The 24,758-nt window shown below is 69.6% G+C and carries 28 protein-coding genes; 15 read left to right on the top strand and 13 right to left on the bottom strand.

The genetic code is table 11. The annotated features are described in order from the left end of the window. Nucleotides 1–59 precede the first annotated feature (59 nt). From ABTX24_RS06220 to ABTX24_RS06200, 5 genes are read left to right on the top strand one after another with little or no spacing between them, the layout of a single operon-like run. Nucleotides 60–788, top strand: a complete 729-nt coding sequence (locus ABTX24_RS06220; protein ID WP_350838184.1) for an AzlC family ABC transporter permease — start codon at nt 60–62, stop codon at nt 786–788. Then, a complete protein-coding gene (locus ABTX24_RS06215; RefSeq protein WP_350838182.1) occupies nt 781–1,110 on the top strand; it encodes a branched-chain amino acid transporter permease in 330 nt (109 codons plus the stop codon). Before ABTX24_RS06220 ends, ABTX24_RS06215 begins: the two co-directional genes overlap by 8 nt. Before the next feature lie 30 nt (nt 1,111–1,140). Continuing rightward, nucleotides 1,141–1,539, top strand: a complete 399-nt coding sequence (locus tag ABTX24_RS06210; RefSeq protein ID WP_350838180.1) for a low affinity iron permease family protein — start codon at nt 1,141–1,143, stop codon at nt 1,537–1,539. A gap of 35 nt (nt 1,540–1,574) precedes the next feature. Beyond that, on the top strand, nt 1,575–1,904 hold the full coding sequence (locus ABTX24_RS06205; RefSeq protein ID WP_160024838.1) for a nuclear transport factor 2 family protein: 330 nt from the start codon (nt 1,575–1,577) through the stop codon (nt 1,902–1,904). 6 nt (nt 1,905–1,910) lie between these two features. Continuing rightward, a complete protein-coding gene (locus ABTX24_RS06200) occupies nt 1,911–2,489 on the top strand; it encodes a DUF1349 domain-containing protein (protein ID WP_350838178.1) in 579 nt (192 codons plus the stop codon). A gap of 8 nt (nt 2,490–2,497) precedes the next feature. On the opposite strand, the gene arr is transcribed toward ABTX24_RS06200, so the two are convergent. Then, a complete protein-coding gene (gene arr / locus ABTX24_RS06195; protein ID WP_350838176.1) occupies nt 2,498–2,908 on the bottom strand; it encodes an NAD(+)--rifampin ADP-ribosyltransferase in 411 nt (136 codons plus the stop codon). Between the two features lie 416 nt (nt 2,909–3,324). Between arr and ABTX24_RS06190 the strand changes: the two genes are divergently transcribed. The 3 genes from ABTX24_RS06190 to ABTX24_RS06180 are packed head-to-tail and all read left to right on the top strand — an operon-like array spanning nt 3,325 to nt 5,323. Beyond that, on the top strand, nt 3,325–4,566 hold the full coding sequence (locus tag ABTX24_RS06190; RefSeq protein WP_350838174.1) for an HNH endonuclease signature motif containing protein: 1,242 nt from the start codon (nt 3,325–3,327) through the stop codon (nt 4,564–4,566). Nucleotides 4,567–4,619: 53 nt separating this feature from the next. After that, nucleotides 4,620–5,096: a GNAT family N-acetyltransferase gene (locus ABTX24_RS06185; RefSeq protein ID WP_350838172.1), complete on the top strand. Its 477-nt coding sequence runs from the start codon at nt 4,620–4,622 to the stop codon at nt 5,094–5,096. Then, nucleotides 5,096–5,323, top strand: coding sequence for an AAA family ATPase (locus tag ABTX24_RS06180; RefSeq protein WP_350838170.1), 228 nt, complete (start codon nt 5,096–5,098; stop codon nt 5,321–5,323). Before ABTX24_RS06185 ends, ABTX24_RS06180 begins: the two co-directional genes overlap by 1 nt. Nucleotides 5,324–5,399: 76 nt before the next feature. Here the strand turns inward: ABTX24_RS06180 and ABTX24_RS06175 are convergent, their stop codons facing one another. Beyond that, nucleotides 5,400–6,164, bottom strand: a complete 765-nt coding sequence (locus ABTX24_RS06175) for a DeoR/GlpR family DNA-binding transcription regulator (RefSeq protein ID WP_350838168.1) — start codon at nt 6,162–6,164, stop codon at nt 5,400–5,402. A gap of 47 nt (nt 6,165–6,211) precedes the next feature. Between ABTX24_RS06175 and ABTX24_RS06170 the strand changes: the two genes are divergently transcribed. Both ABTX24_RS06170 and ABTX24_RS06165 read left to right on the top strand, forming a co-directional pair. Next, nucleotides 6,212–6,595, top strand: coding sequence for a DUF4406 domain-containing protein (locus ABTX24_RS06170; protein WP_350838166.1), 384 nt, complete (start codon nt 6,212–6,214; stop codon nt 6,593–6,595). Further along, entirely contained in the window at nt 6,592–7,278 is a 687-nt protein-coding gene (locus ABTX24_RS06165) for an NUDIX domain-containing protein (RefSeq protein WP_350838164.1), read from the top strand. The genes ABTX24_RS06170 and ABTX24_RS06165 overlap by 4 nt, the downstream gene beginning before the upstream one ends. Here ABTX24_RS06165 and ABTX24_RS06160 read toward each other — a convergent pair. Then, the gene (locus tag ABTX24_RS06160; RefSeq protein WP_160024832.1) at nt 7,253–7,891 is read right to left on the bottom strand and encodes a dihydrofolate reductase family protein; all 639 of its coding nucleotides are present in this window, start codon (nt 7,889–7,891) and stop codon (nt 7,253–7,255) included. The genes ABTX24_RS06165 and ABTX24_RS06160 overlap by 26 nt on opposite strands. A gap of 153 nt (nt 7,892–8,044) precedes the next feature. Here ABTX24_RS06160 and ABTX24_RS06155 point away from each other — a divergent pair, with 153 nt between their 5' ends. From ABTX24_RS06155 to ABTX24_RS06145, 3 genes are read left to right on the top strand one after another with little or no spacing between them, the layout of a single operon-like run. Then, the gene (locus ABTX24_RS06155) at nt 8,045–8,461 is read left to right on the top strand and encodes a YkvA family protein (protein WP_350838162.1); all 417 of its coding nucleotides are present in this window, start codon (nt 8,045–8,047) and stop codon (nt 8,459–8,461) included. 30 nt (nt 8,462–8,491) lie between these two features. Then, nucleotides 8,492–9,679: a winged helix DNA-binding domain-containing protein gene (locus tag ABTX24_RS06150; protein ID WP_350838160.1), complete on the top strand. Its 1,188-nt coding sequence runs from the start codon at nt 8,492–8,494 to the stop codon at nt 9,677–9,679. Between the two features lie 24 nt (nt 9,680–9,703). Then, on the top strand, nt 9,704–10,558 hold the full coding sequence (locus ABTX24_RS06145; RefSeq protein ID WP_350838158.1) for a carbohydrate kinase family protein: 855 nt from the start codon (nt 9,704–9,706) through the stop codon (nt 10,556–10,558). An 11-nt stretch (nt 10,559–10,569) separates the two neighbouring features. Here the strand turns inward: ABTX24_RS06145 and ABTX24_RS06140 are convergent, their stop codons facing one another. Then, entirely contained in the window at nt 10,570–11,109 is a 540-nt protein-coding gene (locus tag ABTX24_RS06140; RefSeq protein ID WP_350838156.1) for a TetR/AcrR family transcriptional regulator, read from the bottom strand. Nucleotides 11,110–11,192: 83 nt separating this feature from the next. On the opposite strand from ABTX24_RS06140, the gene ABTX24_RS06135 reads away from it, so the two are divergent. After that, nucleotides 11,193–12,173, top strand: coding sequence for an SDR family NAD(P)-dependent oxidoreductase (locus ABTX24_RS06135; protein WP_350838154.1), 981 nt, complete (start codon nt 11,193–11,195; stop codon nt 12,171–12,173). Here the strand turns inward: ABTX24_RS06135 and ABTX24_RS06130 are convergent. From ABTX24_RS06130 to ABTX24_RS06110, 5 genes are all read right to left on the bottom strand, one after another. Further along, nucleotides 12,161–13,624, bottom strand: a complete 1,464-nt coding sequence (locus ABTX24_RS06130; protein ID WP_350838152.1) for a benzaldehyde dehydrogenase — start codon at nt 13,622–13,624, stop codon at nt 12,161–12,163. The two genes, ABTX24_RS06135 and ABTX24_RS06130, sit on opposite strands and share 13 nt — an antisense overlap. Nucleotides 13,625–13,648: 24 nt before the next feature. Beyond that, a complete protein-coding gene (locus ABTX24_RS06125) occupies nt 13,649–14,866 on the bottom strand; it encodes an MFS transporter (protein WP_160024825.1) in 1,218 nt (405 codons plus the stop codon). A 90-nt stretch (nt 14,867–14,956) separates the two neighbouring features. After that, a complete protein-coding gene (locus ABTX24_RS06120; protein WP_350838150.1) occupies nt 14,957–15,667 on the bottom strand; it encodes an IclR family transcriptional regulator in 711 nt (236 codons plus the stop codon). 52 nt (nt 15,668–15,719) lie between these two features. Continuing rightward, entirely contained in the window at nt 15,720–16,712 is a 993-nt protein-coding gene (locus ABTX24_RS06115; protein ID WP_350838148.1) for a DUF5829 family protein, read from the bottom strand. 84 nt (nt 16,713–16,796) lie between these two features. Continuing rightward, nucleotides 16,797–17,435, bottom strand: coding sequence for a LysE family translocator (locus ABTX24_RS06110; protein WP_350838146.1), 639 nt, complete (start codon nt 17,433–17,435; stop codon nt 16,797–16,799). 139 nt (nt 17,436–17,574) lie between these two features. Here ABTX24_RS06110 and ABTX24_RS06105 point away from each other — a divergent pair, with 139 nt between their 5' ends. After that, complete coding sequence (locus tag ABTX24_RS06105) at nt 17,575–19,203, top strand: MFS transporter (RefSeq protein ID WP_350838144.1); 1,629 nt, start codon at nt 17,575–17,577, stop codon at nt 19,201–19,203. Between the two features lie 7 nt (nt 19,204–19,210). Here ABTX24_RS06105 and ABTX24_RS06100 read toward each other — a convergent pair whose 3' ends face one another. Genes ABTX24_RS06100 through ABTX24_RS06085 form a run of 4 tightly spaced genes read right to left on the bottom strand, consistent with a single transcriptional unit; the run spans nt 19,211 to nt 24,668 of the window. After that, nucleotides 19,211–19,687 (bottom strand): DinB family protein, encoded by a 477-nt coding sequence (locus ABTX24_RS06100; protein WP_350838142.1) that lies wholly within the window; start codon nt 19,685–19,687, stop codon nt 19,211–19,213. Nucleotides 19,688–19,711: 24 nt separating this feature from the next. After that, a complete protein-coding gene (locus ABTX24_RS06095; RefSeq protein ID WP_350838140.1) occupies nt 19,712–20,293 on the bottom strand; it encodes a histone deacetylase in 582 nt (193 codons plus the stop codon). 44 nt (nt 20,294–20,337) lie between these two features. Continuing rightward, on the bottom strand, nt 20,338–22,152 hold the full coding sequence (recQ, locus tag ABTX24_RS06090; RefSeq protein WP_350838138.1) for a DNA helicase RecQ: 1,815 nt from the start codon (nt 22,150–22,152) through the stop codon (nt 20,338–20,340). A 35-nt stretch (nt 22,153–22,187) separates the two neighbouring features. After that, nucleotides 22,188–24,668, bottom strand: a complete 2,481-nt coding sequence (locus ABTX24_RS06085; protein ID WP_350838136.1) for an MMPL family transporter — start codon at nt 24,666–24,668, stop codon at nt 22,188–22,190. Nucleotides 24,669–24,758 lie beyond the last annotated feature (90 nt).

The following is a 24,758-nucleotide window of genomic DNA, read 5'->3' as shown; positions in this document are numbered from 1 at the left end:
GCACTTTAGCATCGCCGATGGGCAACCCAAGGACGTCAGAACTTTCCTAGGCTTGCCGCATGCAAGTGACGGAGATGGAGACGGCACCGCGGGAGCTCGCGGGGACCCGCGAGGAGGTCGCCGCCGGGTGGAGGACAGTGCTTCCCGCGTCTGTCGCCGTCGTCCCGCTCGGGCTCGCGCTCGGCGTACTGGTGGTCCAGTCCGGGCTCGCCTGGTGGTGGGCGCCAGTGCTGGGAGCGGTCGTGTTCGCCGGATCGATGGAGTTCCTACTCGTCGGCCTCCTGGCCGCCGCCGCGCCGCTGGCGCAGATCGCGGTCAGCACCCTGCTGGTGAACTTCCGGCACGTCTTCTACGCCATCACGTTCCCGATGCACCGGGTGCGCGGCCGCGGGTGGAAGGCCTACAGCACCTTCGCCCTGACCGACGAGGCGTACGCGCTCACCGCGACGCCGGAGGCGGCCGAGTGGTCGCGGACCAGGATCGTCAGCATCCAGGCGTTCTTCCACCTGGCGTGGGTGCTCTGCGTGGCTGCCGGCGCCGGGCTGGGATCGCTGATCCCGCCCCAGGTGGTCGGCCTCGACTTCGCGGTCACGGCGCTGTTCGTGGTGCTGGGGATCGAGGCGTACAAGGTCCGTAGGTCGGTGCCGATCTCGGCGCTCGCCCTGGGCTGCGCGATCGTCGCGGCGCTGATCTCGCGCGACAACATGCTGCTGATCGCGATGGGCATGTTCTGTGCCGCGCTGGTCTGCTCGTACGTCCTGGCTGCCCGTAGGAGCAGGCGTGACTGATCCCTGGTACGTCCTGTCCGCCGTCCTCGTCTCCGCGGCCGTCACCTGGACCCTTCGCGCGGCTCCGTTCGCGATGCTCGCTCCGCTGCGGCACAGCGCGCTGCTGGCCTACATCGGCGACCGGATGCCCGTCGGCGTGATGGTCATCCTCGCCGCGTACACCCTCCGTGACACGGACCCTGTCGTCCTGGCCTCTGCCGGGCCGGCCGCCCTCGCCCTCGCGATCACGATCGGGCTGCACCTGTGGCGAGGCAGCATGACGCTGAGCATCTTCGCGGGCACCGCCGCGTACGTCCTGATGACCTCGGTCATCGCGGCCTGATCGGCAGCTGTCGGGGACTACGGTGTCCGCATGACCGTAGAGAACAGTGCCAGGAAGTCTCGTCAGCGAGGCGACGGACGGAACGGGTTCGAACGCTTCGTGGAGGTGGTCACCTCTGTGGTCAGCCATGCTCCCTTCTTCTATGTGATCGTGGGCGTCCTGCTGGTGTGGGCGGTGAGCTTCCCCTTCTGGTCCTCGAGCACCAAGTGGGAGCTGGCCGTGCACACGGGTTCCTCGGTCCTCTCGCTGCTGTTGCTGGTGCTGCTCCAGAACGCTGGGCGGCGCTCGGAGGAGGCGTCCCACGAGAAGCTCAACGTGATCGCCTCGGCCCTCTCTGATCTCATGGAGTCCCGGGCCCGCGACGACGAGGACCTTGCCGACTCGGTGCGGATCCTGCGCGAGGCCGTGGGGCTGGAAGAGCGACACTGAATACTCGCGCCACCACCCGCTGAGAAGGAGTGCACATGACAGAGCAGACGATTCCTGAGCCGGTCGCCACCTTCATCGAGGCCGTCAACAGGCACGACGAGTCCGCGTTCCTCGACGCCTTCACCGAGGGTGGAGCTGTCGACGACTGGGGCCGTGTCTTCACCGGACGAGAGCAGATCAAGGGGTGGAGCGACAACGAGTTCATCGGCGCTCAGGGAACCCTCGCCGTCGAGGAGGTCGCGGCCGAGGACGGCACGGTGACCGTGATCGGCGACTGGCGCTCCACCCACGCCAACGGCCGCTCGAAGTTCGTCTTCGACGTCGACGGCGACCGGATCACCACGATGACCATTCGCGAGGGCTGACCCGCCTTGACCTCGATCCGCTGGGGGAGTGGGCGCTGGACCCATCCGCCCGTCTCCGCTGTCGAACGCGGCTCCGACCTGCTCGTCACCGCCGCCGAGGGGAGCGACGCGTGGCGTACGACCTCCTACGGGTTCGTCCACGACAGCGAGCACGCCCTGCTGGCTCCCTTCGACCAGGACACCGCTGTCGAGGTCGAGTTCACGGCAGCGTTCTCAGAGCAGTTCGACCAGGCCGGGATCTTCGTACGCGTCAGCGAGACGCATTGGGTCAAGGCGGGCGTCGAGTATGCCGACGGTCGTCCGCAGCTCGGTGCCGTCGTCACCGACGGCAGATCCGACTGGTCACTGGCGCCCGTGCCCGACTGGCGCGACCGCAGGGTCCACATGCGGGCCAGTCGATCCGGTGACGCGCTCACCATTCGAGCCGCGGTCGACGGAGGCTCTCTTCAGCTCGTCCGACTCGTTCCCTTCGCTCCGGAGCTCGTCGCCGAGGCCGGGCCGTTCACCTGTGCTCCCACGAGGGCCGGGCTCACGATCGCCTTCCATGCCTGGCGTACGACCGCGGCGGATGCCGCCCTGCACTGATCGTCGGCCTAGTTGATGATCTCGGCCCGTTCGTCGGCCCGGATCGCAGCGAGGCGGTCGCGCCACATCTGGAGGGCCTCCGGCGTCAGCCGGGTCCAGTCGTGGACCTCGGAGACGATCCGGAGCGGTGCCGTGCTGCGGTAGGAGCGGGTCGGGTTGCCCGGGAACTTCTTGTCCGTGACGTTGGGGTCGTTCTCATATTCGCCGGTCGGCTCAACGAGATAGACCCGTGGCTCTCCGTCGCCGGGGGCGATCTCGGCGGCTAGGCCTGCGCCGTCGGGGAGCGCGGTGAAGTAGATGTGGTTCATCACCACCTCGGGCTTGTAGTTCGACCGGAAGCCGGGGGTGAGTAGATCTCCTTCGCGCAGATCGGCCTTTGTGCCGTGGTAGAACGGCCCGTCGTCCAGCGGCTCAGTCATGCTGGGAGGTTACTCGGGGATTTGTGTTTGGGTTCCAGCGTGGGTGGGGCCAATACCGGGATTGGGTTGGAGATTTAGAAGCAGGGTGTCTGGGTTGGGTGCCATTCGGGTGTCTTGCGGGCTTCCAGCAGCGGTCTGGGTTTTGTTGGGGATATCTGTCCCTGATCGGGTTTGGGTTGCTTTCGTGTGGTAGGCTCGGCGCAGGCGTAAATGTGAAGGCCGACCACCTCGAAAGAGGCGTGCCCCAGCCATCCGAGACACAACGGGTGTGGGGTAATCCAGGGGAACCAGGGGCGTGAACGCTGAGCTGCGAGGGTAAGTAATAGCCCGTACTCCGGGCCTCCGAGACCAGCGAACCAACACACACCCGTGCCAGCGGGTGTGGAGAGTTCGTACGTCGGGAGGTGACCGGTTCGATGACCACACTGCAGCAGCCCCAGCACCCTGTGCTGGGGGCGGTGGTCGCGGTCACCAACGCCCTGGACGGTGTCTCTGAGGCGAATCCGGTGTTCATGGCCACCGACCAGAAGGCCGCCACCCTGCTTGAGATCGCCCGCGCGAAGGCGCAGTTGGCTGAGCTCGAGCTGCGGGTGCTCGCCACCGCTGACGACGTGGCCGCCGAGTCCGCGGCGCGGGATGTCGCGGCGTGGCTTCATCACCACACCCACCAACGCCCCGAGACCCTCCGCGCCGACCTCCGGCTGGCCGAGGCCCTGGACCGCTCGTATGGGCTGGTGGCGGCCGCGATGCGGACCGGTGCCTGCAACCCTGCCCAAGCCCACGTGATCGTGAACGCCCTCGACGACCTGCCGACCGACCTCGACCCCGAGATCCGCGTCAAGGCCGAAGAAGCCCTGGTCGGCTATGCGACCCGGTTCGACCCCACCCAGCTCCGACGCCTGGGCCGCCGGATCCTCGATGTCATCGCGCCCGAGATCGCTGAGGCGGAAGAGGCGAAACGGCTGGCGGCCGAGGATGCCCACGCCCGGAAGAAGACCCGACTCGCGATGCGGCGCCTCGGAGATGGCACCACCCGGATCACGGCGGTGGTCCCGGACGCGACTGCGGACCGGCTGGCCACCACCTTGGAGGCGTTCGCCTCACCCCGACGCGAGGACGGCACCCGCACCGAGACCGGCGAGTACCTGCCCTACGACCGCCGCCTGGGACGCGCGTTCTGCCAGCTGTTGGAGACCCTCGACCCATCGCGGCTGCCGATCCACGGCGGGGATGCGACCACGGTGATCGTGACCATCGACATCGACCAGCTCCGCAAAGAGGCCGGCATCGCCCAGATCCTCGGTGGCAGCCCGATCACCGCCGCCGAAGCCCGCCGGCTGGCCTGCACCGCGAACATCATCCCCGCCGTCCTCGGCGGCGCCTCCGAAATCCTCGACCTCGGCCGCAAGGAACGCTTCTTCACCGCCGCCCAACGCCGCGCCCTCCTCCTCAGATCGGCGACCTGCGAGACCGAGGGCTGCGACATCCCCGGCACCTGGGCCGAAGCCCACCACTGGATCGCCTGGGCCCAAGGCGGGGCCACCGACCTCGACAATGCCGCCTTGCTCTGCAGCCATCACCACCACCGCGCCCACGACCCCGAATACCTCCACGAACGCCTCCCCAACGGCGACATCCGCTTCACTCGACGAACGTAGATCGCGGCGCAACTCAGTCGAGCCACGAGCGCCTGCGACGTACGGTTGCCACCATGAGCGCCACCCCGATCGGCCCGAACCCTGCGGGCATCAGACCGGCGGAGCCAGCGGATGCGCCGCGGCTGAGGGAGATCGCGCTGGCGGCGTACGCGAGGTATGTCGAGCGGATCGGGCTCGAGCCTGGGCCGATGGGGGCGGACTACGAGGAGGCGATCGAGTCCGCGGAGGTCTGGGTGGCGACGGTTGATAGCGATGTTGCCGGATACGCGGTCACGAGGCATCCAGGGGACGGCGGTGTGCTGTTGGAGAACCTCGCAGTGGCGCCTGGCCATCAGGGGCGGGGGATCGGGCGAGCACTGATTGCTCACGTCGAGTCCCGCGCGATGGCCCGCGCCGCGACGTACGTCGAGCTCTACACGCATGAGGCGATGACCGAGAACCGGCGGCTCTACGCGCGGTTGGGGTATGAGGAGACCGGGTACGTCGTCGAGGATGGCTACCGCCGTGTGTTCATGGCGAAGACACTCTGATGCGGGTGTCGGTGGTCGGATCCTCGGGTTCGGGCAAGTCGACGGTCGCCCGGAGGCTGGCGGAGACTCTTGGGGTCCGGTACGTCGAGCTCGACGCGCTTCATTGGCGGCCGGGATGGGTCGAGGAAGAGCACGACGGGTTGGGGCGGTCTTCGTCTCTGGGATCCGAGCGACTCGGTCATCCGCTGGGCGTGGGACTCGTATGCTCCGCAGGTGAAGCGTTATGAGGCCGCGATGGCCGATCCGCGTCACTCTCACCTGCGGTTCGTCCGGCTTCGCTCGAGGCGGGACGTCGAACGGTTCCTAGAGAACGTCGGCGTGCAGGATCTCGACGTCGAGTGCTGAGAGCTGCTTGATCACGCCATCGGTCGGGGCGGCGTCGGTGATGATGCCGGTGACCTGACCCCAGGGGAGCACCCGGTAGGGGGAGGCGGTGCCGATCTTCTCCGAGGAGGCGAGGACGTACGTCTCGGCCGCACGCGCGGCGAGGGCGCGTTTCATGGCGGCGTCCTCGGCGTCGCCGGTGGTGAGGCCGGCCTCGGGGTGAACGCCGGTGACACCGATGAGGCAGAGGTCGGCGGAGACGTTCTGGGCTGCTTCGACGGCTGCGGCGCCACAGGCAACGGCGGAGTGCTTGAAGACCCTGCCACCGAGGAGGAACAGGTCGGCGCTCGGGTGCTGCAGGAGGGCCGAGGCGACGGTCGGGCTGTTGGTGATGACGGTGCACTCCAGGTCCCGGGGAAGTGCTTCCGCGACGGCGAGCGCGGTGGTGCCTCCGTCCAGGATGAGCGTGCTTCCGGGACGTACGAGGCCCGCGGCCGCGGCCGCTACCGCACGCTTTCCGCCGGGCTCGACGCTGTGGCGGGTGGTGTAGGCGACGACCGCCGGGGAGACGGGGAGCGCACCACCGTAGACGCGCTGGCACAGACCCTCCGCGGCCAGGTCACGCAGATCGCGGCGGATGCTGTCCTCGGAGACGCCCAGGTCGACGGCGACGTCCTTGGCCACGATCTTGCCTGTTTCGTCCAGAATGCGTAGGAGGTGAGCGCGGCGCTGTCCAACGAGCATGCACGTTCCTTTCTATTTTTGCACATTATTGCATGTAGTCTGGCGCCATGACGACACCGAAGCCGATGCTCATCCTCATTGCCGGCCCCTATCGTTCCGGCACCGACGGTGACCCCGCGGCCATGGCCGCCAACCTCGAGCGGCTCGAAGCGGCCGCCTGGCCGATCTTCGCCGCCGGCCACATCCCGATGATCGGTGAGTGGGTCGCGCTGCCCGTGCTGAGCTCGGCCGGCGCGGGGCCCACCGACCCTCTCGCGGAGGAGGTCCTCTACCCGACCGCGGAGCGGCTGCTTCAGCGCTGCGACGCTGTCCTCCGCCTTCCCGGGGAGTCGGCCGGAGCCGACCAGGATGTGGCGATCGCCGAGGGCCGAGGGCTTCCGGTCTACTACGACATCGCGGAGATCCCGGCGATCGGGGCCCAGCGCGCATGAGCGGCCGTCCAGGCATCGAGGTCCCCGACCATCGAGGCCGCATCGGTCTCGATCGCGCCGGTCGAGAGCTGACCCGCAACCCCGACGTCGTGGTCCGAGACGTCGAGCTGACCTCGCAGGGGTGGCACGTACTCAGGCGCACCACGTTCGACTACCGCCGGCGGGACGGGCGCTGGGAGACCCAGCAGCGCGAGACGTACGACCGCGGGAACGGCGCCGTTCTCCTTCCCTACGACGTCGAGCGCGGCACGGTCCTGCTGACCCGGCAGTTCAGGTATCCGGTCTACGTCAACGACCATCCTGACGGGCTCCTCATCGAGGCGGCCGCGGGGCTGCTGGATGCCGACGACCCGGTCACCGCCATCCGCCGGGAGAGCGCCGAGGAGCTCGGTATCAGCCTCACCGACGTCGACCACGTCTTCGACGTCTACATGAGTCCCGGGTCGGTGACCGAACGGCTCCACTTCTTCGCGGGGGCCTACACGCCGGCGAGCCGCATCGGAGACGGGGGCGGAGTCGCCGAGGAGGGCGAGGACATCGAGGTGCTCGAGCTCGACTTCGCCGAGGCGCTGGCGATGACCCGGGACGGCCGGATCATCGACGGCAAGACGGTCATGCTCCTGCAGTGGGCCGCCCTCGACGGACCTTTCGCCCGCGTTAGGAGCCGGCAGGCTTACGTGTGAAGGTCAGGTGGGTGACGCCGCTGGGCGTCGAGACCGCCTCGATGTCGTAGTCGTTCTCGGCTCCCTCCAGGCCGTCCCAGACGCGTACGCCACGACCGAGGACGATCGGCACCTGGACCAGGTGCATCAGATCGACGAGCCCGGCTGCGACGAAGTCGCGCACCACGGTCGCGCCGCCCCCGAGGCGTACGTCCTGACCGTCGGCGGCCTCGAACGCGGCCGCCAGCGCCTCGGCCGGAGGCGCATCCAGGAAGTAGAAGGTGGTGCCGCCCTCCATCTCCACGGGCGGACGCGGCCGGTGGGTGAGGACGAAGGTCGGCGAGTGGAACGGCGGGTTGGGACCCCACCAGCCCTTCCACTCGGGGTCGTCCTGCCACCCCGGCGGACCGAACTTGTTGGCGCCCATGATCTCGGCGCCGATGCCCTGGCTGTGCCGCTGCGCGAAGGCGTCGTCCGCGCCGGCGCCGCCGGACGAGTCCCAGTAGCGGGTGGCGAACATCCATTCGTGAAGGCGCTCGCCGGCATGGCCGAACGGCGCCTCGGCCGACTGCGGCTCCCCGGTCGCGAAGCCGTCGAGCGAGATCGAAAGATTGTGGACTCTGGTGAGTGGCATGGGTTCCTCCGTGAACCATGACGACGAGTCAGCTCGGCGTCCGATCGAGCGTACTGCTCGAGGACGGAGACGACGACGCCTTTCTCCGGCGGCCGTGATGGAATCGCCAGGTGCGGCGCCACCACGGAGCGCGGCGTGGCTCGGAGGGTGAGGATGACTGGTTCGTTCTGGTGGGACCTGGCGATCGGCGTCGCCGCGGCGCTGTTGCTCACCTGGCTCTGCCTCATCGTCGCGCTGCTCGTCGTTCGCCCGCGCGGCGACCTGTTGCGTGAGGCACTGCGGATCCTGCCCGATGTGGTGCGGCTGCTGCGTCGGCTCGCGACCGACAGATCGATGCCTCGCGGCGTACGGATCAGGCTCGGGCTGCTCATGGTCTACCTCGCCCTGCCGGTCGACCTGGTGCCCGACTTCATCCCGGTGCTGGGCTACGCCGACGACGCGATCATCGTCGCCGCCGTCCTGCGTGGCGTCGTCCGTCGCGCGGGGATCGACGCGGTTCGCGCCCAGTGGCCGGGCACCGACGACGGCTTCGCTGCCCTGGTCCTGATCGCAGGCCTCGACTCGAAGTAGCTCCTCGCTCAGCAGACGTACGCTGGGTCGGTGGCCGAGCGAGTCGAACGGGAGCGTGTGGTGGCTTTCCGGCTGGCATCGCACCAGCTCGATGCCCGACTTGGAGAGCAGGGCCTGGTGGCGGCTGCGGGACGGTGCGGTATCCAGAACTCTCCTCCCGGGTCGGCGCTGCTGGCGTTCCACGCACGGGTCGACGGTGTCTCGGCTGACCTGGTTGCCGACGCCGTCGAGGGTCGGGAGCTGTTGCTGACCTGGAGCATGCGGGGTGCTCCCTACTATGTCCCGACCGCCGAGGCGTACGTCTTCACGACAGGTGTGCTTCCCGTGACCGAGGAAGCGCGGAGGCATTTCCTGCTGGGTGTCCAGCAGGCGGTCGACAGACTCGGGCTGACCCTCACCGAGGCCGTCGACATCGTCGCAGCGGCCACCCGTGAGGTGCTGCCGGGACGGCAGCTCGCGATCGACGAGCTCGGAGCCGAGGTGGCCACACGGATCGCCCCCGAGCTGACGGACCGGCAGCGAGCGGTCTGGAACGAGGAGGGCCCCTACGCCGAAGGGCAGCCCATCGGGGAGGCGGTGGTGCATTTCTGCGTCCGCCTGCTCGCACTGCAGCGGACCGTCTGCTTCGCGCCACGCACCGGGAACAAGGCTCCGTTCGTCCTGACCGAGGAATGGCTCGGAGGGGCTGTCGAGGAGATGGATCCCGTGGCGTGCCGCCGCGAGCTGCTCCGGCGCTACCTGCGCTGCTACGGCCCGTCGACCCGAAGCAGCTTCGCGACGTGGCTCGGGGTGCGAGCGGGGGACGTCGATCCGTGGTGGAGCAGTCTCGAGGACGAGCTGGTCGAGCTGGACTTCGGTGGCACCGCCTGGGCCTTCGCCGCCGATCTCGACGCACTCCGAACGGCGAGGATGCCCACGGGCGTGCGGCTGCTTCCTCCCCGAGATCCCTACACCCAGCTGCGCGATCGAGACACCATCGTGGGCAAGGCCCATCACCGGGACGTCTGGAGAACGGTCGGCGACCCCGGAACGATGCTCGCCGACGGCGAGATCGTCGGCACCTGGCGCGCCCGCAAGAGCGGGCGAAGGCTGCGCGTCGAGCTCAAGGCGTTCGAGGCGCTGAGCCGACGCCATCAGGACGCGCTGGTCGCGGCGGCGGAGAGCATCGCACCGCTGCGGGATGCGTCGTCGGTGTCGGTCGATGTCACCACCTACTGACCGCGATGGTGCTGGAATATGGCGATGTCGTCTGCTCCCCGTGTCGTCGTCTGCGGCCCCGCGTCCTGGAACCACCTGATCGAGCTCGACCGGCTCCCCGAGCCGGTGCCACACATGCAGTTCGCGCGTCGCGCGTGGCACACGGTCGGCGGCACGTCCGCGGGCAAGGCGCTGCATCTGGCCGGGCTCGGCATCGACGTACGCCTGTGGGCTCCTGTCGGTGACGACGAGGACGGCGCGCGGCTGCGGGAGCGGCTCGAGCAGGCGGGGGTCGTCATGGAGGCGATCGCCAGCGAGCAGACCGAACGGCACGTCAACCTGATGGCCGAGGGTGGGGGCCGGGTCTCGTTGTACGTCTCGACCCCCTCGATCCCGTCCGCCGAAGCGGTCGAGGCGGCGGTGAGCGCGGTCACCGCCGGGGACCTCGCGGTGATCGACCTGAGCGAGCTCGGCCGGCTGGTGCTGGAGGCGATGCCCGCCCGACGGGCGCCGCTGTGGATGGACCTGCACGACTACGACGGCTCGTCGGCGTTTCACGAGCGCTTCGTGCGCGCCGCCGAAGGCGTGTTCATGAACGACGACGGCACCGAGGACCCGTGGGGGCTGATGGCCTCGTGCCTCGACCGCGGTCCCGGCCTCGCCGTCTGCACCCTCGGCGCGAAGGGAGCGATCGCGCTCGAGGCCGACGGGACCCGGCACGAGGTCGCGGCGACACCGGCCACTGTCGTCGACACCAACGGTGCCGGCGACGCTTTCATGGCCGGCTTCCTGGCCGCGTGGCTGCGTACGGAGCCGGTGGACGTCGCCCTTCGTGCCGCCGCCGAACAGGCCAGGATCGCGATCGAGACCGAGCACCTCCACCCGGCCCTCGCTCAGTAGGCCGTCCGCCGTCAGGCGTGAGGAGAGAGCCCGGACAACATCACGTCGAGGAGCAGGTCGCGGTCGGTCCCGTCGCCCAGGCGGACGGCGTGCTCGACCCCGCAGACGAGGCGCTGCAGGTGGCTGGTGGTGATGTCGGGACGCACGGCGCCATCGCGGATGGCCGCCTCGAGGGTGGTCTCGGCGAGCCCGAAGAGCTCGTCACGGAGCGCGCGTGCGGCCGGTGAGACCTCCTCGGACAGCAGGATCGCCTGGAGACCCTCGTGCTCGACCTGAAACAGGGCGGCGCTGCGTACGAACGTGGTGAACGCCTCGCCGGGATCGGGGAGCGCGGCTGCCGCGCGTGCCTGGGCGACGAGCTGCTCGAGCGCATCGAGGTTGAGTGCCTCCACGAGGGCGTCGACCGTGGGGAAGTGGCGGTAGACCGTCGCGACGCCGACGCCGGCTGCACGCGCCAGTTCGTTGAGACGCAGGTCGGTCACCGGTCGCGCGCGGGCCGTGTCGAGGATCTTCGCGCGGGAGCGAGCTGCGTCCGAACGTAGTGGGGACATGGGCACAGCCTACGCGATTCGGATGAATTATCCGCTTTGGGTATACCCTGAAACGGATCATCTATCCGATTAGAGGAGCATTCATGACCTGGGACCCCATTCACCTGCCCGATCTGCGTGGTCGCGTCTATGCCGTCACCGGCGCCACCGGAGGAATCGGCTACTTCGCCGCCGAGCAGCTCGCAGCGGCCGGTGCCGAAGTGGTCCTCGCCTCGCGCTCGCCCGAGAAGATCGACGTCGCCGCGGCCGCGATCCGCGGGCAGGTCCCGGACGCGGTCACCAGCGCGGTCGCCTTCGACCTCACCTCGCTCGCATCAGTCGAGGAGGGTGCCGAGCAGCTCGCCGCGCTGCCGCGGCTCGACGGGATCTTCCTCAACGGTGCCCCGATGCAGCTCGCCCGCCGGGCCAGGACGACGGACGGCCTGCCGCTCATGACCGGAGCGCACACCGTCGCCAACTTCGGCCTCGTCGCTCGGCTCCTCTCAGCGCGGTCCACCGGGACCGCTCACCCGCTCCGGATCGTGCATGCCTCGACCGGGTTCGTGCGGCGCTTCCACCTGGACGGGTCCGACCCGCGGGCGACGCCGCGAACCGGCATCGCCGCGTACGTCAAGGCCAAGACGCTCACCGAGATCTTGGGATACGAGCTCGACCGCCGGCTCCGCGCAGCGGGGCTGCCCGTCGCCTCGATCCTCACCCACCCCGGAGTCGGGGTCGACGCGAAGACACCCCGGCGCGCCGGGATCCGGGACGACAGCGTCGGCTATCGGCGCAACCCCTACACACCCTGGGCCCAGGGCAAGGACGCGGCGGCCTGGTCCGGGGTGCGCGCCCTGGTCGACCCGGACGTGGTCGGCGGCGACTATCTCGGTCCCGCGAAGATCGCCGGCCCTCCCGTACGCCTGACCCCGCTGCCGCACACGATCGACCCGGGGCCGGGCGTCGTCGCGCGCGTGTGGGAGGCGCTCGAGGAGATGGCCGGCGTGACCGTCGACTTGTCCTCCGCGGGAGCTACCCGTACCTCACCTGCAAACCCGTCAGGGTCGCGGGCTCAGAACGGGTAGCGCGCCGGCTCACCCCGCATGGTGATCCACCGGGTCTCGGTGAACGCCTCGATGTTGGCCTCGGCGCCGCCGAACCGGGACCCGGTGCCGGACGCGCGGACGCCACCGAACGGCGCGTTGGCCTCGTCGTTGACGGTCTGGTCGTTGATGTGGACGATGCCGGTCGGGATCTGCTCCGCGACCGCGAGGCCACGCATGACGTCCTTGGTGACGATGCCGAGGGACAGGCCGTACTCGCTGGCCGCCGCGAGCTCGATCGCGTCCTCGACGGACTCGACCTTGGTCACCGGTGCGACGGGGCCGAAGACCTCTTCCGCGTACGCCGGCGCGGTGATCGGGACGTCCGCCAGGACGGTGGGCCGGTAGAAGAGATCCTCGTACGTGCCGCCGGCCGCGATGACGGCGCCGGCATCCGCCGACGCAGTGACCAGACCGTGGATCTTGTCGCGCTGGCCGGCATCGATGACGGGGCCGAGAGCGACTTCGTCGGTGGCGGGATTGCCGACCGGTAGGTGGCTGGCCTTCTCGGCGAGTGCCTCGACGAAGTCGTCGTAGATGCTGGCAGCGACCAGGTGTCGGCCGGTCGTCATGCAGATCTGGCCCTGGTGGAAGAACGAGCCCCACGCCGCCAGGTTGACGGCGGCCTCGACGTCGGCGTCATCGAGGACCAGCAGCGCGGAGTTGCCGCCGAGCTCGAGGTGGGCACGCTTGAGGTGCCTGCCCGCCAGCTCACCGATGCGGCGGCCGACGCCGGTGGAGCCGGTGAACGAGATGACCCGGACGTGGGGATCCGTGATCAGCGCTTCGCCCACGTCGGCGCCGCCGGGCAGCATCTGGAGCACTCCCGGGGGCAGGCCGGCCTCCTCGAAGATGCGGGCCATCAGCGTGCCGCCGGTCACGGCGGTGCGCGGGTCCGGCTTGAGGATGACGGCGTTGCCCAGGGCGAGGGCAGGGGCGACCGAGCGGATGCCGAGGATGATCGGCACGTTGAAGGGGGCGATGACGGTGACCACCCCAGCGGGCACGCGACGTGTCATCGACAGACGCGGCTTTTCGGACGGGATGACTTCGCCGCTCGGACGGCTCGGGAGGCCGGCGGCCTCGTAGCACTCCTCGGCCGCGACGTGAAGTGCGAACCCGGCCATACCGGGTACGGCGCCGACCTCACGGACGTTCCACCCGGTGATCTCCTCGGCATGCCGCTGCCACAGGTCGCCGGCGCGGCGCAGGACGGCGGCGCGTTCCGGGTGGGGGAGTGCGGCCCACTCGAGCTGGGCCTCGGCGGCTGCTGCGGCGGCATCCGCCACGTCGGCCGCGGTGGCCAGCCCCATCCTGCCCAGCTCGGCGCCGGTGGCCGGTTCGACGACGGCGTAGTCGCCTCCTCGCCCGGGTTGCCAGGCGCCGGCCTTGAGGATGTTTCCGGACCAGTCGACGGAGTCGAGAACGGACATGGTGTGCTCCTGAATGTCGGGTGGTCAGTTGCTTGGGTGCGCCGGCACGGTCAGCAGAGCCAGCATGGCGATCACGGCCGCGCCGGCGAAGGCGTAGAAGCCCCACGGATAGGCGATGCCGGCGGTGAGGAGCGCGCCGCCGAGGAACGGCCCGACGATGGCGCCGACCCGGCCGATGCCGGCGGACATGCCGAGCGCCGTGCCGCGGATCCGGGCGGGGTAGAGGTGGCTGACGAACGCGTAGACCAGCACCTGCGCGCTGAAGACGAAGATGCCGGCGGCCAGCACCGCCGCGTACACCAGGAAGCTGCTCTCCATCTTGATCGACAGCAGGGCCAGCATCAGCGCGGCGACGCCGAACCAGGTCACCACCGTCGGCTTGTTGCCCTTGGCGTCGGAGATCAGGCCCGCCAGGACGAGCCCGATCACGGCGCCGACGTTCAGGGTGAGGAGCAGGCCGAGCCCGGCGTCGAGGGAGTAGCCCGCCTCGCCCATGATCGTCGGCAGCCAGGTGTTGAGGCCGTAGACCAGCAGCAGTCCACAGAACGACGCCGCCCACAGGCCCAGGCTGACCCACAGCAGGCGGCCGCGAACGACCTCGGAGGGATGTACCTTCTCCGCCTCGACAGTCTCCAGGTAGGCCTGCGACTCCGGGAGCTTCGCCCACATCACGGGGACCGTCAGCAGGCCCGCGACGCCGCCGATCACGAACATCGCCTCCCAGCCCAGGTGCGGGATCACCCACAGGGCCAGCAGAGCGGTGAGTACGGCTCCGACGTGGTAGCCGGTCATCATCCGGGTCATGGCCGTGCCCGAGCGTCCCTGGCGGGCGTGCTCGCTCATGAACGCCAGGGCCGTCGGCAGGCAGGCGCCCAGGCCCAGACCTGCCAGGAAGCGCAGCACGATGAACACCGTGGCGTTCGGAGCGAAGGCGACGGCCAGGGTGAGCAGCGAGAACAGCGCGATGCTGCTGATCAGGGTCCGGCGACGGCCGAACCGGTCGGCGAGCGGCCCGATGGCCACGGCGCCGATGCCGACGCCGATCAGGCCGACGGTGGCGGCCGTGGTCAGCGACGCCTCGGTGAACCCGAGCGCGCCGGTCCCCGCCAAGGTGGGGATGACCGCTCCTAGAACGACGAGGTCATAGCCATCGAGGGCGACAGCGAGCCAGCAAAGGACGACCGGCCACAGGCTCCGGGTATCGCCACTGACGGTGGACGATGTGGTTGCGGACACATTCATGGGGGCGAACCTACGAGCACTCGCCCTGTGAGCATCGACACAGCTTCCACTCAGTGGAAGCATCGCCAAAATTTTCCTAGCCGACGTTCCTCAGAGCCGCCGGCCGATCGACTGTGCGGCGACACGGAGTGCGCCGTACAGCCTCTGTTCGCTGCCCTTGAGCGTGGGCACCACCAGGCCCAGTGAGGCGACCACCTCGTCGCGGCGATGGATCGGGACGGCGATCGAGCAGGCGCCGAGGCTCATCTCCTCGCGGGTGGTGGCGTAGCCCTTGTCGAGCACCTGCCGCAGCTGTCTGCGGAGGACGCCCGGCTGGGTGATCGTGTAGGGGGTGATCCGGGTGAGAGCGCCCAGCACCGCGTCCTGGACTTCGACCGGAGCGTAGGCGAGGAGGACCTTGCCGACGCCGGTGGTGTGCAGCGGCAGGCGCCCGCCGACCTTGCTCACCACCGGGACGGACTGGTTGCCGCGCAGCCGGTCGAGGTAGACCACCTCGAGCTCCTCGCGTACGGCGAGATGGACGGTGGCCAGGGTCGCCCCGTAGAGGTCGTGGAGGAACGGTTCGGCGACCTGGCGCAACCCGGTCTCGGCAGGGGCCAGGTGGCCGATGTCCCAGATCTTCCGGCCGATGACGTACTCGCCGGAGGGCAGACGCTCCAGTGCACCCCACCGGAAGAGCTCGCCCAGGAGCCGATGGGTCGTGGCGAGCGGAAGGTCCGCGCGGGCAGCGATGTCGCTGAGCGACATCGCCCGGTGCTGCTCGTCGAAAGCGCTCAGGATCGCAAGTGCCCGGCTGGTCACGCTCGTGCCAGTCTGTCGGGTGTTCCCTGCCATTGCTGCGGAGATTACTACCTCATCCGCCGAACGCGGGGTGGAGCGGCCTGCCGGCCCCCTGGGAACGGGTGCTCGCGGTGGCCTCGATCGGGTCGAAGGTCCACAGCGCGTACGCCCCGGGGCCGACGTGCAGCGTCGAGTTTCCGATCGTCTCGGTGTGCGGCTCCTCGGCCGCCTCGTTGAGGGCGAGGATGATGTGGCGTACGCCTGCCTTCTCGGCCGGGACCGGGAGCAGGCGGATCGTGGTCATGCCGTCGAAGGCGAGCACGCCGCCGTCCTTGAGGACCCGGATGGTGATCCCGGCTGCGCGCCACAGCGGCACCATCTTCTCGATGTCGGCGGCGGTCGTGGCGATCTGGATGCCGATGACGTCGCGCAGCTGGTGGTCGAGATAGCGGTCGCGGTTGTAGCGGTCGCGGCTGACGTCGCCCTCGTAGGCCGCGGGCGGGAAGGAGAGCCGCGGGTCGTCGAGGAACTCGTCGCGATACTCCATCGCCCAGGAGAAGAAGGTGTCGTAGGTCGAGGTCGTGTAGGCGGCGTCGAACCACGGGATCAGGTTGCCGTCGCCGAGATCGGTCACCTGGGTGAACTCGACCGGGTCGGCGACGAGGTCGCGCAGGTTGTCCGCCGCGATGGCCAGGTCGCCGTCGTCGTCCGCCGAGACGGCGAGCCCGGTGTCACCGGCGACCGCGTCGGGAGCGTCGCCCGGACCGAAGAACTCCAGGTAGGTCTCCTTGCCGAGCAGGTAGCGACCGGTCCAGGTCGAGGTCCCGTCGTTGCCGGTGTTGATCCGGCGGTCGGCGAACTCGCCCAGGTAGTCGGAGTGCTCGATCGCGTCGGCCGTCTCCCGGTCGACCATCGCCCAGGCGTGGTTGAAGGCCAGGAGCGGGTCGGGACGCCCCTCCTCGGCGCGAGCAGGCTCGGTGGCGTCGGCGGGAGTCGCCAAGGCCCCCGAGGTGATGGCGAGCGAGGCGAGTGCGGCCGCGATGAGGCCCGAGAGTGGAGTCCGCATGCGTCCCAGTCTCGATGACCGAGGCGCTCCTGTCTTCGGAATTCGGCGGCTGACGGCCGGTTGCCGGCGTTCGGCTCGGGTCGGTCAGGCGCCGTGGGATGCGGTCGCCAAGGTGGCGCCGAGTCCGATCATCACAACGCCGCCACCGGCGCCGAGACTGTCGAGACGCTTGGGCTTGCGGGCGAACCAGGCCTTGGCACGGCTGGCAGCGAAGACCCAGCCGGAGTCGCAGGCAAAGGCCATCGCCGAGAAGATCGCACCCAGCAGGAGGATCTGTGGAACGGCCGGCGCCGAGGTGTCGATGAACTGGGGCAGGAACGCGAGGTGGAAGACGATCGTCTTCGGGTTCGTCGCGCCGACGATGATGCCGGTGCGGACCGCGCCCCACCCGCTCACTCTCGCAACCTCGCCACCGTCCAGGGCCGCGCGGGCATCGCCGCGGTGACGGATCGCCTGGATCCCGAGATAGACGACGTACGCAGCGCCGACCAGCTTCACGACCGTGAACGCCGTCGCGGACGCGGCCACGAGCGCGCCGAGCCCGATGGCCACCGCCAGAACCTGGAGGAACTGGCCGGACGCGTTGCCACCCACGGACAGCACCGCATCGCGGCGCCCGGCGGTCAGAGCCCGGCCGAGGGCGAAGAGAACGCTCGGGCCCGGGATCAGGATGAAGACGAAAGAGGCCAGCGCGAAGGCGGCGAACTGGTTCAGGGACGGCACGAGTCTGATTCTCCGGCACGGCCGGCCAGACGTACGAACCATTTCTGGCAGGCGAGACGAGGTTCGGGCGCACGGTCCCGGTCCGGATCACGCGCCATGGGTGATTCGCAAGCCGCGCGGGTCGTCTCGAATGGCTGTCATGAGCAACGTGACAGGGGCAGCGGTGACCGCCGGATCAGGAGCCGTCCTGTTCACGCTCGCCTCGGCGCAGTTCCTGATGACATTGGACAGTTCGGTCATGAACGTCTCCATCGCAACGGTGGCCGAGGATCTCGACACGACGGTCACGGGTATCCAGACGGCCATCACCCTCTACACGCTGGTGATGGCCAGCCTCATGATCACAGGCGGAAAGGTGGGCCAGCTGCTGGGCACCAAGCGGGCCTTCGCGATCGGCTGCGTCATCTACGGTGTCGGCTCTTCGACGACGGCACTGGCTCCCAACCTGACCGTGCTCCTCATCGGATGGTCGTTCCTGGAGGGTGTCGGGGCCGCGCTGATCATGCCGGCGATCGTCTCGCTCGTAGCCACGAACTTCGCTCGGGTCGAACGACCGCGCGCCTATGGACTGGTGGCGGCAGCAGGAGCGATCGCAGTGGCCGCAGGACCGCTGATCGGCGGAATGCTCACCACGTACGCCTCATGGCGGTGGGTGTTCGCCGGAGAGGTTCTGATCGTGTTGGGCATCCTGCTCCTCACCAAGAGGATGACGGACGCGCCGGCAGACCCGAGCGCACGCCTCGACCTGGTGGGCACCGTGATATCGGCGCTCGGGCTCGGCCTGGTCGTGTTCGGGATCCTGCGCGCGGGGGCCTGGGGCTTCCTGATCCCGAAGGAGGGGGCACCGTCATGGCTCGGCGTCTCACCTGTCCTCTGGCTCGTGATCGCCGGTGGACTCGTGCTCCGGGCGTTCCTGGGATGGGAGCGACGGCGCCAACAGGAGGGGAGGTCAGCGCTGATCGACCCGGCGATCCTCGACAACGGAGTGCTACGTGGCGGCCTGACGTCCTTCTTCTTCCAGTATCTCCTGCAGGCCGGCCTGTTCTTCTCGGTGCCGCTGTTCCTGTCGGTGGCCCTCGGACTGTCCGCGGTCGAGACCGGGGTGCGCATCCTTCCGCTGTCCCTCACCCTGCTGCTCGCCGCGGTCGGCATCCCGAAGCTCTTTCCGGACGCCTCGCCCCGCAGGGTGGTCAGGGTCGGGTTCGCCGCCCTCTTCGCCGGCAACGTCTCTCTGCTGGTCTCGCTCGAGGTGGGCGTAGGGCCCGAAGTCATCACCTGGCCGATGCTGCTGGCCGGACTCGGCGTGGGAGCCCTGGCCTCGCAGCTGGGCAGTGTCACCGTCTCTGCGGTCCCCGACGAGCAGAGCCCGGAAGTCGGCGGGCTGCAGAACACGGTCACCAACCTGGGCGCGTCGATCGGCACAGCCCTTGCGGGCGCCGTGCTGATCTCTGCCCTGACCTCATCGTTCCTGACCGGGATCCAGAACAACCCCGACGTCCCCGACAGCCTCTCCTCGACCGCCGCGGTCGAACTCGCTGGAGGAATCCCCTTCGTCCCTGACGACGAGCTGGAGGACGCCTTGGCCGACGCCGGCGTGCCGGACAGTACGTCCGCCGCGATCATCGAGGAGAACTCGGCCTCTCGCCTCGACGGGCTGCGGGCCGCCCTGTCGGTGCTCGCGCTGATCTCTCTCGTCGCCCTGTTCTTCGCCCGCCGAGTGCCTACCAGGCAGCCCGGTGCCGAGCCGACCGTCTCGAGCGGGGTATGAGCAACAGCTAGGCGACGCGGGAAGCCTTGACCTGCTCCACGAGGATGTCGCCGTGCCCGGCATGGCGGGCGAGCTCCTGGATCATGTGCGCATAGATGAACCGCAGCGACACCGGGTTGCCGTGCCAGTCGAACTCATCGTCCAGCTCGTGTCCGGCGGCGATCTCGCGGGAGCGCTCGCAGGCCGCGCGGTGGTTTGCCCGGACGGACTCGACCGTGTCCTCGGGGTCCGGTATGAAACTCTCGTCGACGGTGTCGGGCAGCCCGATCTCCTTGCGCGGCACACCGGCGACCCGGGCGTGGAACCACACCTTCTCCACGAAGGTCGCATGCTTGACCAGCGCCAACGGGGTGGTCAGCGAGGGCACCAACCGCCGTCGCGCCTCCTCGTCGTCGAGGTCCTCGAGGATGGCGTTGATCTCGTCCCGCTGGATGTCGACCATTCCTTCGAGAAGCGCGCGCTCGTCCGCCTGTCCGATCTTCATGCGGGCAGGCTAGCCGGGCGCCGTTCAGCAGCGCTCCCTGACGTACGCCTCGGCCTGCAGGTGATCCCAGCCGCGTGACTCCTCGAGCCCGCGAACGAGCATCGAGACGTACGCAGCCGACGGCTGGGTGTGCGGGACGGCGTCGAAGCCGTGGGGCGCGGTGAAGGTGAGCATCGGGAGGCCGTCGCGGCGACCGACCTCGATCAGGGTCTCGTAGTGGCCCGGGCCCGCCTCGTGGCGGCCCTTCTCGAGCCCGTCGATGACGACCTTCTCGATCGGGTCGCCGACGGTGGGCAGCCGGTCCATCTCCTGGGCGGCGATGTCGGCGAACTGCTCGGCGGTCATCCGGAAGGCCCGGGCAGCAGTCCACGACCCGGCCGCGTCGTGGTCGTAGAACGCCACCCCACCGGTCCACGTCGTCGACTCACCCGCGAAATAGAGTCGCCCGGGGAGATCGACGGCGGCGTCGTCGACGGGCATGACCGGCGTACGGGCCCCGACGTACGACCGCCGCGCACCCTCCGGTTGGCCACCGAGGAGATAGGCGCGGAGACGGTCGCGGCACATGTTGGACCCATAGCTGACGTACCAGACCTCAGAACTCATCGCGGCGCAGCCTACCGAGGGTGCGGGAGCGAGCAGCCGGCGACCTAGAGAGCGGCGAGCACGCCGTCGGCGTACTTCTCCAGCTTCGCCTCGCCGATCCCGCTGATCGTGCCGAGCTCCTCGCGGCTGGCCGGCAGGCGGGTGGCGATCTCGCGGAGCGTGGCGTCGTGGAAGACGACGTAGGCAGGTACGCCCTGCTCCTTGGCGACCTCGCCGCGCCATGCCCGCAGCCGCTCGAAGACCTCGGCGGCCTCGGGCGAGAGGTCGGCGGCGGCCACCTTCGGCTTCCGCTCCCCGGAGCTGCGACGGGCCTGCCGCGGCGGCTCCTTGCGGAGCATCAGCTGCTGCTCGCCGCGCAGCACCGGGCCGGCGGCCTCGGCCACCGAGAAGACGCCGTAGCGGGTGTCGACCGCGAGCATCTCCCGGGCCAGCAGCTGCCGGATGACGGAGTGCCAGTCGCTCTCGGCGATGTCGGTGCCGATCCCGAAGACCGAGAGCTCGTGGTGGCGGAACTGGCGGACCTTCTCGGTCTCCTTGCCCCGCAGGATGTCGACGATCTGCCCGGCCCCGAAGCGCTGTCCGTTGCGCTCGCGGTCGAGCCGGATGACGGTGGAGAGCACCTTCTGGGCGGGAACGGTGCCGTCCCAGGACTCCGGCGTGGCCAGGCAGGTGTCGCAGTTGCCGCACGGCTCGGCGCCCTGGCCGAAGTAGCGCAGCAGCTGCACCCGCCGGCAGTCGACGGTCTCGCACAGCGCCAGCATCGCGTTGAGGTGCTGGCCGAGCCGGTGCTTGTGGGCCCGGTCGCCCTCGGAGGTCTCGATCATCTGCCGCTGCTGGACGACATCGGCGAGCCCGTAGGCCAGCCACGCGGTCGACGGCTGCCCGTCACGCCCGGCCCGGCCGGTCTCCTGGTAGTAGCCCTCGACCGACTTGGGCAGGTCGAGATGGGCCACGAAGCGTACGTCCGGCTTGTCGATCCCCATCCCGAAGGCGATCGTGGCGACCATGACGATGCCGTCCTCGCGCAGGAAGCGGGACTGGTTCTGCGCGCGGGTCCTGGCGTCGAGACCCGCGTGGTAGGGGAGCGCCGGGATCCCGGCGCCGACCAAGGTCGCGGCGGTGCGCTCGACCGAGTTGCGCGAGAGGCAGTAGACGATGCCGGCCTCGCCGGGATGCTCGGTGCGGATCAGGTCGAGGAGCTGCTTGGCCGGCTTGTCCTTCGGGGCGATCCGGTACTGGATGTTGGGCCGGTCGAAGGAGGCCACGAAGTGGCGGGCGTCCTCCAGGTTGAGCCGGGAGGCGATCTCGCGCCGGGTCTCGGCGGTGGCGGTCGCGGTCAGCGCGATCCGCGGCACCTCCGGCCAGCGCTCGTGCAGGTGGGAGAGCTGCAGGTAGTCGGGCCGGAAGTCGTGACCCCACTGGGAGACACAGTGGGCCTCGTCGATCGCGAAGAGCGAGATCTTCGCCTGGTCGAGCAGCCGGCCGGTCTCGGGCACTCGCAGCCGCTCCGGGGCCAGGTAGAGCATGTCGAGCTCACCGGCGAGCAGCGCCTTCTCCACCTGCTGCCGCTCGTGGGGCATCTGGGTGGAGTTGAGGAAGCCGGCGCGTACGCCGAGTGCGGAGAGCGCGTCGACCTGGTCCTGCATCAGCGCGATCAGCGGTGAGATGACCACCCCGGTCCCGGCCCTCACCAGGGACGGGATCTGGTAGCACAGCGACTTCCCGCCACCGGTCGGCATCAGGACGAGCGCATCGCCGCCGCCGGCGACGTGCGCGATGATCTCCGCCTGCTCGCCGCGGAACTCGTCATAGCCGAAGACGCGGCGCAGGACATCCAGCTCGGGAGTCAGCGCATTCACGCGAGTGACCCTATCGGCCGCCACCGACGGTCTCCTCAGACAGAGACCTTCTCCCGCTTGACCGTGGCGCCGTCGGCTTCGTCGGCGCCGTGGGCGCGCTCGAGCGCGGCACCCTCGACGTCCACGTTCGGCAGGATGCGGTCGAGCCACTTCGGCAGCCACCAGGCGGAGCGGCCGAGCAGGTGCATCAGCGCCGGCATCAGCAGCATCCGGACGATGAACGCGTCCAGCAGCACCCCGAGCGCGAGCCCGAAGCCCATCGAGCGGATCATCACCGACTCGGCGAAGATGAACCCGCCGAAGACGGAGACCATGATCAGGCCGGCCGCGATCACGACCGAACGCCCGGCCCGGAAGCCCTGGGCGACGGCGATGCGGGCCGGGGCGCCGTGGACGTACGCCTCACGCATGCCGGAGGCCAGGAACAGCTGGTAGTCCATCGCCAGGCCGAAGAGGATCCCGACCAGCAGGATCGGCAGGAAGCTCAGGATGGGGCCGGTGCTGTCGAGGCCGATCCACTCCGCGCCGATGCCCTTCTGGAAGACCGCGACCACGACGCCGTACGTCGCCAGCAGCGAGAGCACGAAGCCACCGGTCGCGATGAGCGGGACCAGGATCGAGCGGAAGACCAGGATCAGGATCAGCAGCGAGAGGCCGACGACGACGGCGAGGTAGGGGAGGAGTACGTCGTTGAGCCCCTGCGACACGTCGATCGCGACCGCGGTGGCGCCGGCGACGCCGAGCGTGATGTCGCCATTGACCGCCGGCATCTCCCGGATCGCGTTGACCAGCTCGTTGGTCGAGACGCTGTTGGGGCCCTCCTCGGGGACGACCTGGAAGGCCGCCGTGCGGCCGTCCTCGGAGACCGCGGCCGGAGCCACGGCGCGTACGTCATCGAGGTCCGCCAGAGCCTTGGCGACCGTCAGCTGGGATCGCTGGATGCCGGCCTCGTTGAGGCCGCCGGGCAGCTCTGCGGCGACCAGCAGCGGGCCGTTGGCGCCTGCACCGAAGCTCTCCTCGGTGATCGTGTAGGCGGTCTTGGCCAGCGAGCCCTCGGGCTCGGAGCCACCGTCGGGCAGGCCGAGGCGCATGTCGAGGGCGGGGACCGCGAGAGCGAGCAGGGCGACCACGGAGGCGACGACCGTGACCAGCGCACGCCAGGTGGGCATCGGCGTGGCGTGGGCCTCGGCGGCGTCCTGCTCGGCGACCTTCTTCCGGGCGCGCTTGGAGACGATGCGGCCACCGACGAGGCCGAGGATGGCAGGGGTCAGCGTGATCGCGACCAGGACGGCGATCGCGACGCACGCCGCGCCGACCGAGCCCATCAGGCCGAGGAACGGGATCCCGGTCATGTTGAGGGCGACCAGCGCGACGATCACGGTGGAGCCGGCGAAGACGACCGCCGTGCCGGCGGTGCCGTTGGCGAGCGCGATCGACTCCTTCACGTCGGCGCCGTGGAGCAGCTGCTTGCGGTGCCGGTTGAGGATGAAGAGCGAGTAGTCGATGCCGACCGCCAGGCCGAGCATCAGACCCAGGATCGGGGTCATCGACGCCATCTGCACGACGCCGGAGAGGGAGAGCGCGCCGAGCGCGCCGATGCCGACTCCGGTCAGCGCGGTGACCAGCGGGACGCCGGCGCCGATGATCGTGCCGAGCATGACCAGGAGGACGATCGCGGCGACGCCGACGCCGACGATCTCACCGGGACCCATCGGGTTGGGCGCCTCCTGGGAGATGTCGGAGGAGACGCCGATCTCGACGCCGTCGATGGGGTTGTCGGTGAAGTGGTCGACCGTGGCCTTCTTGGTCTCCTCCGACATCTCCAGACGGCCGACGGAGTAGGCGACGTTGACCAGGGCGGCCGAACCGTCCGCGGAGACCATCCGGATCTCCTCGGAGAGCTCGAGCAGCTCGGCGCCGTTCTCGGCCTTGGCGGTGTTGGCCTCGAGGTCGGCGGCACTGTCGTCGAGCTTGGACTGCTGCTTGTCGAGGGCGGCCTGCTGGGCGTCGATCTGGGTGGTCGGCATCCCGGCGGCCTGCAGCTGGGCGCGGGCCGCGTCGATGTCGCCCTGCGCCTTGTCGAGCCTGGCCTGGGCGCTGTCGAGCCGGGTCCGGCCGGCCTCGAGCCTGGCCTGGCCCTCGGTGACCTTCTCGGCCTGCGCCTTGCGCTGGGCCTCGGTCTGGAACGGGTCGGTGACCGCGGCGACGTCGGGGAGGTCCTCGGCGCTGGTGATGAGCGCCCGGATCTCCTGCTTCTGGGTCGCGCTGAGCGGGGTGCCGTCCTCGGTCCGGAAGGCGATCGTGCCGGAGCCGCCGGCCAGGTCGGGCAGCCCCTCCTGGAGTTCGTCGACCACCTCGGACGAGGGCAGGCCCGGGATGTCGAAGCTGGTGGTGAGCTCGCCGGACCAGGCGACGTACGCCCCGGCGGCGCCGGACAGCGCCAGCACCCAGGCAAGGATCACAAGCCAGGCGCGGCGCGCGGCCGACTTGCCCAATCGGTACAACAGCTCCGCCATGACGGCATCCCTCCGGTAATACGCAACGGTGCGTCCAGTTAATCACCTGTACGCCGATGGACAAGGGCTGCTGAGCGAGTGATGTGTCAC

Origin of the sequence: Nocardioides sp. NPDC127514, assembly GCF_040302125.1 — a bacterium.
Taxonomy (GTDB): Bacteria; Actinomycetota; Actinomycetes; order Propionibacteriales; family Nocardioidaceae; genus Nocardioides.
Note: the sequence above shows the minus strand (reverse complement) of the source record. Positions and strands in the feature narration are given on the sequence as shown.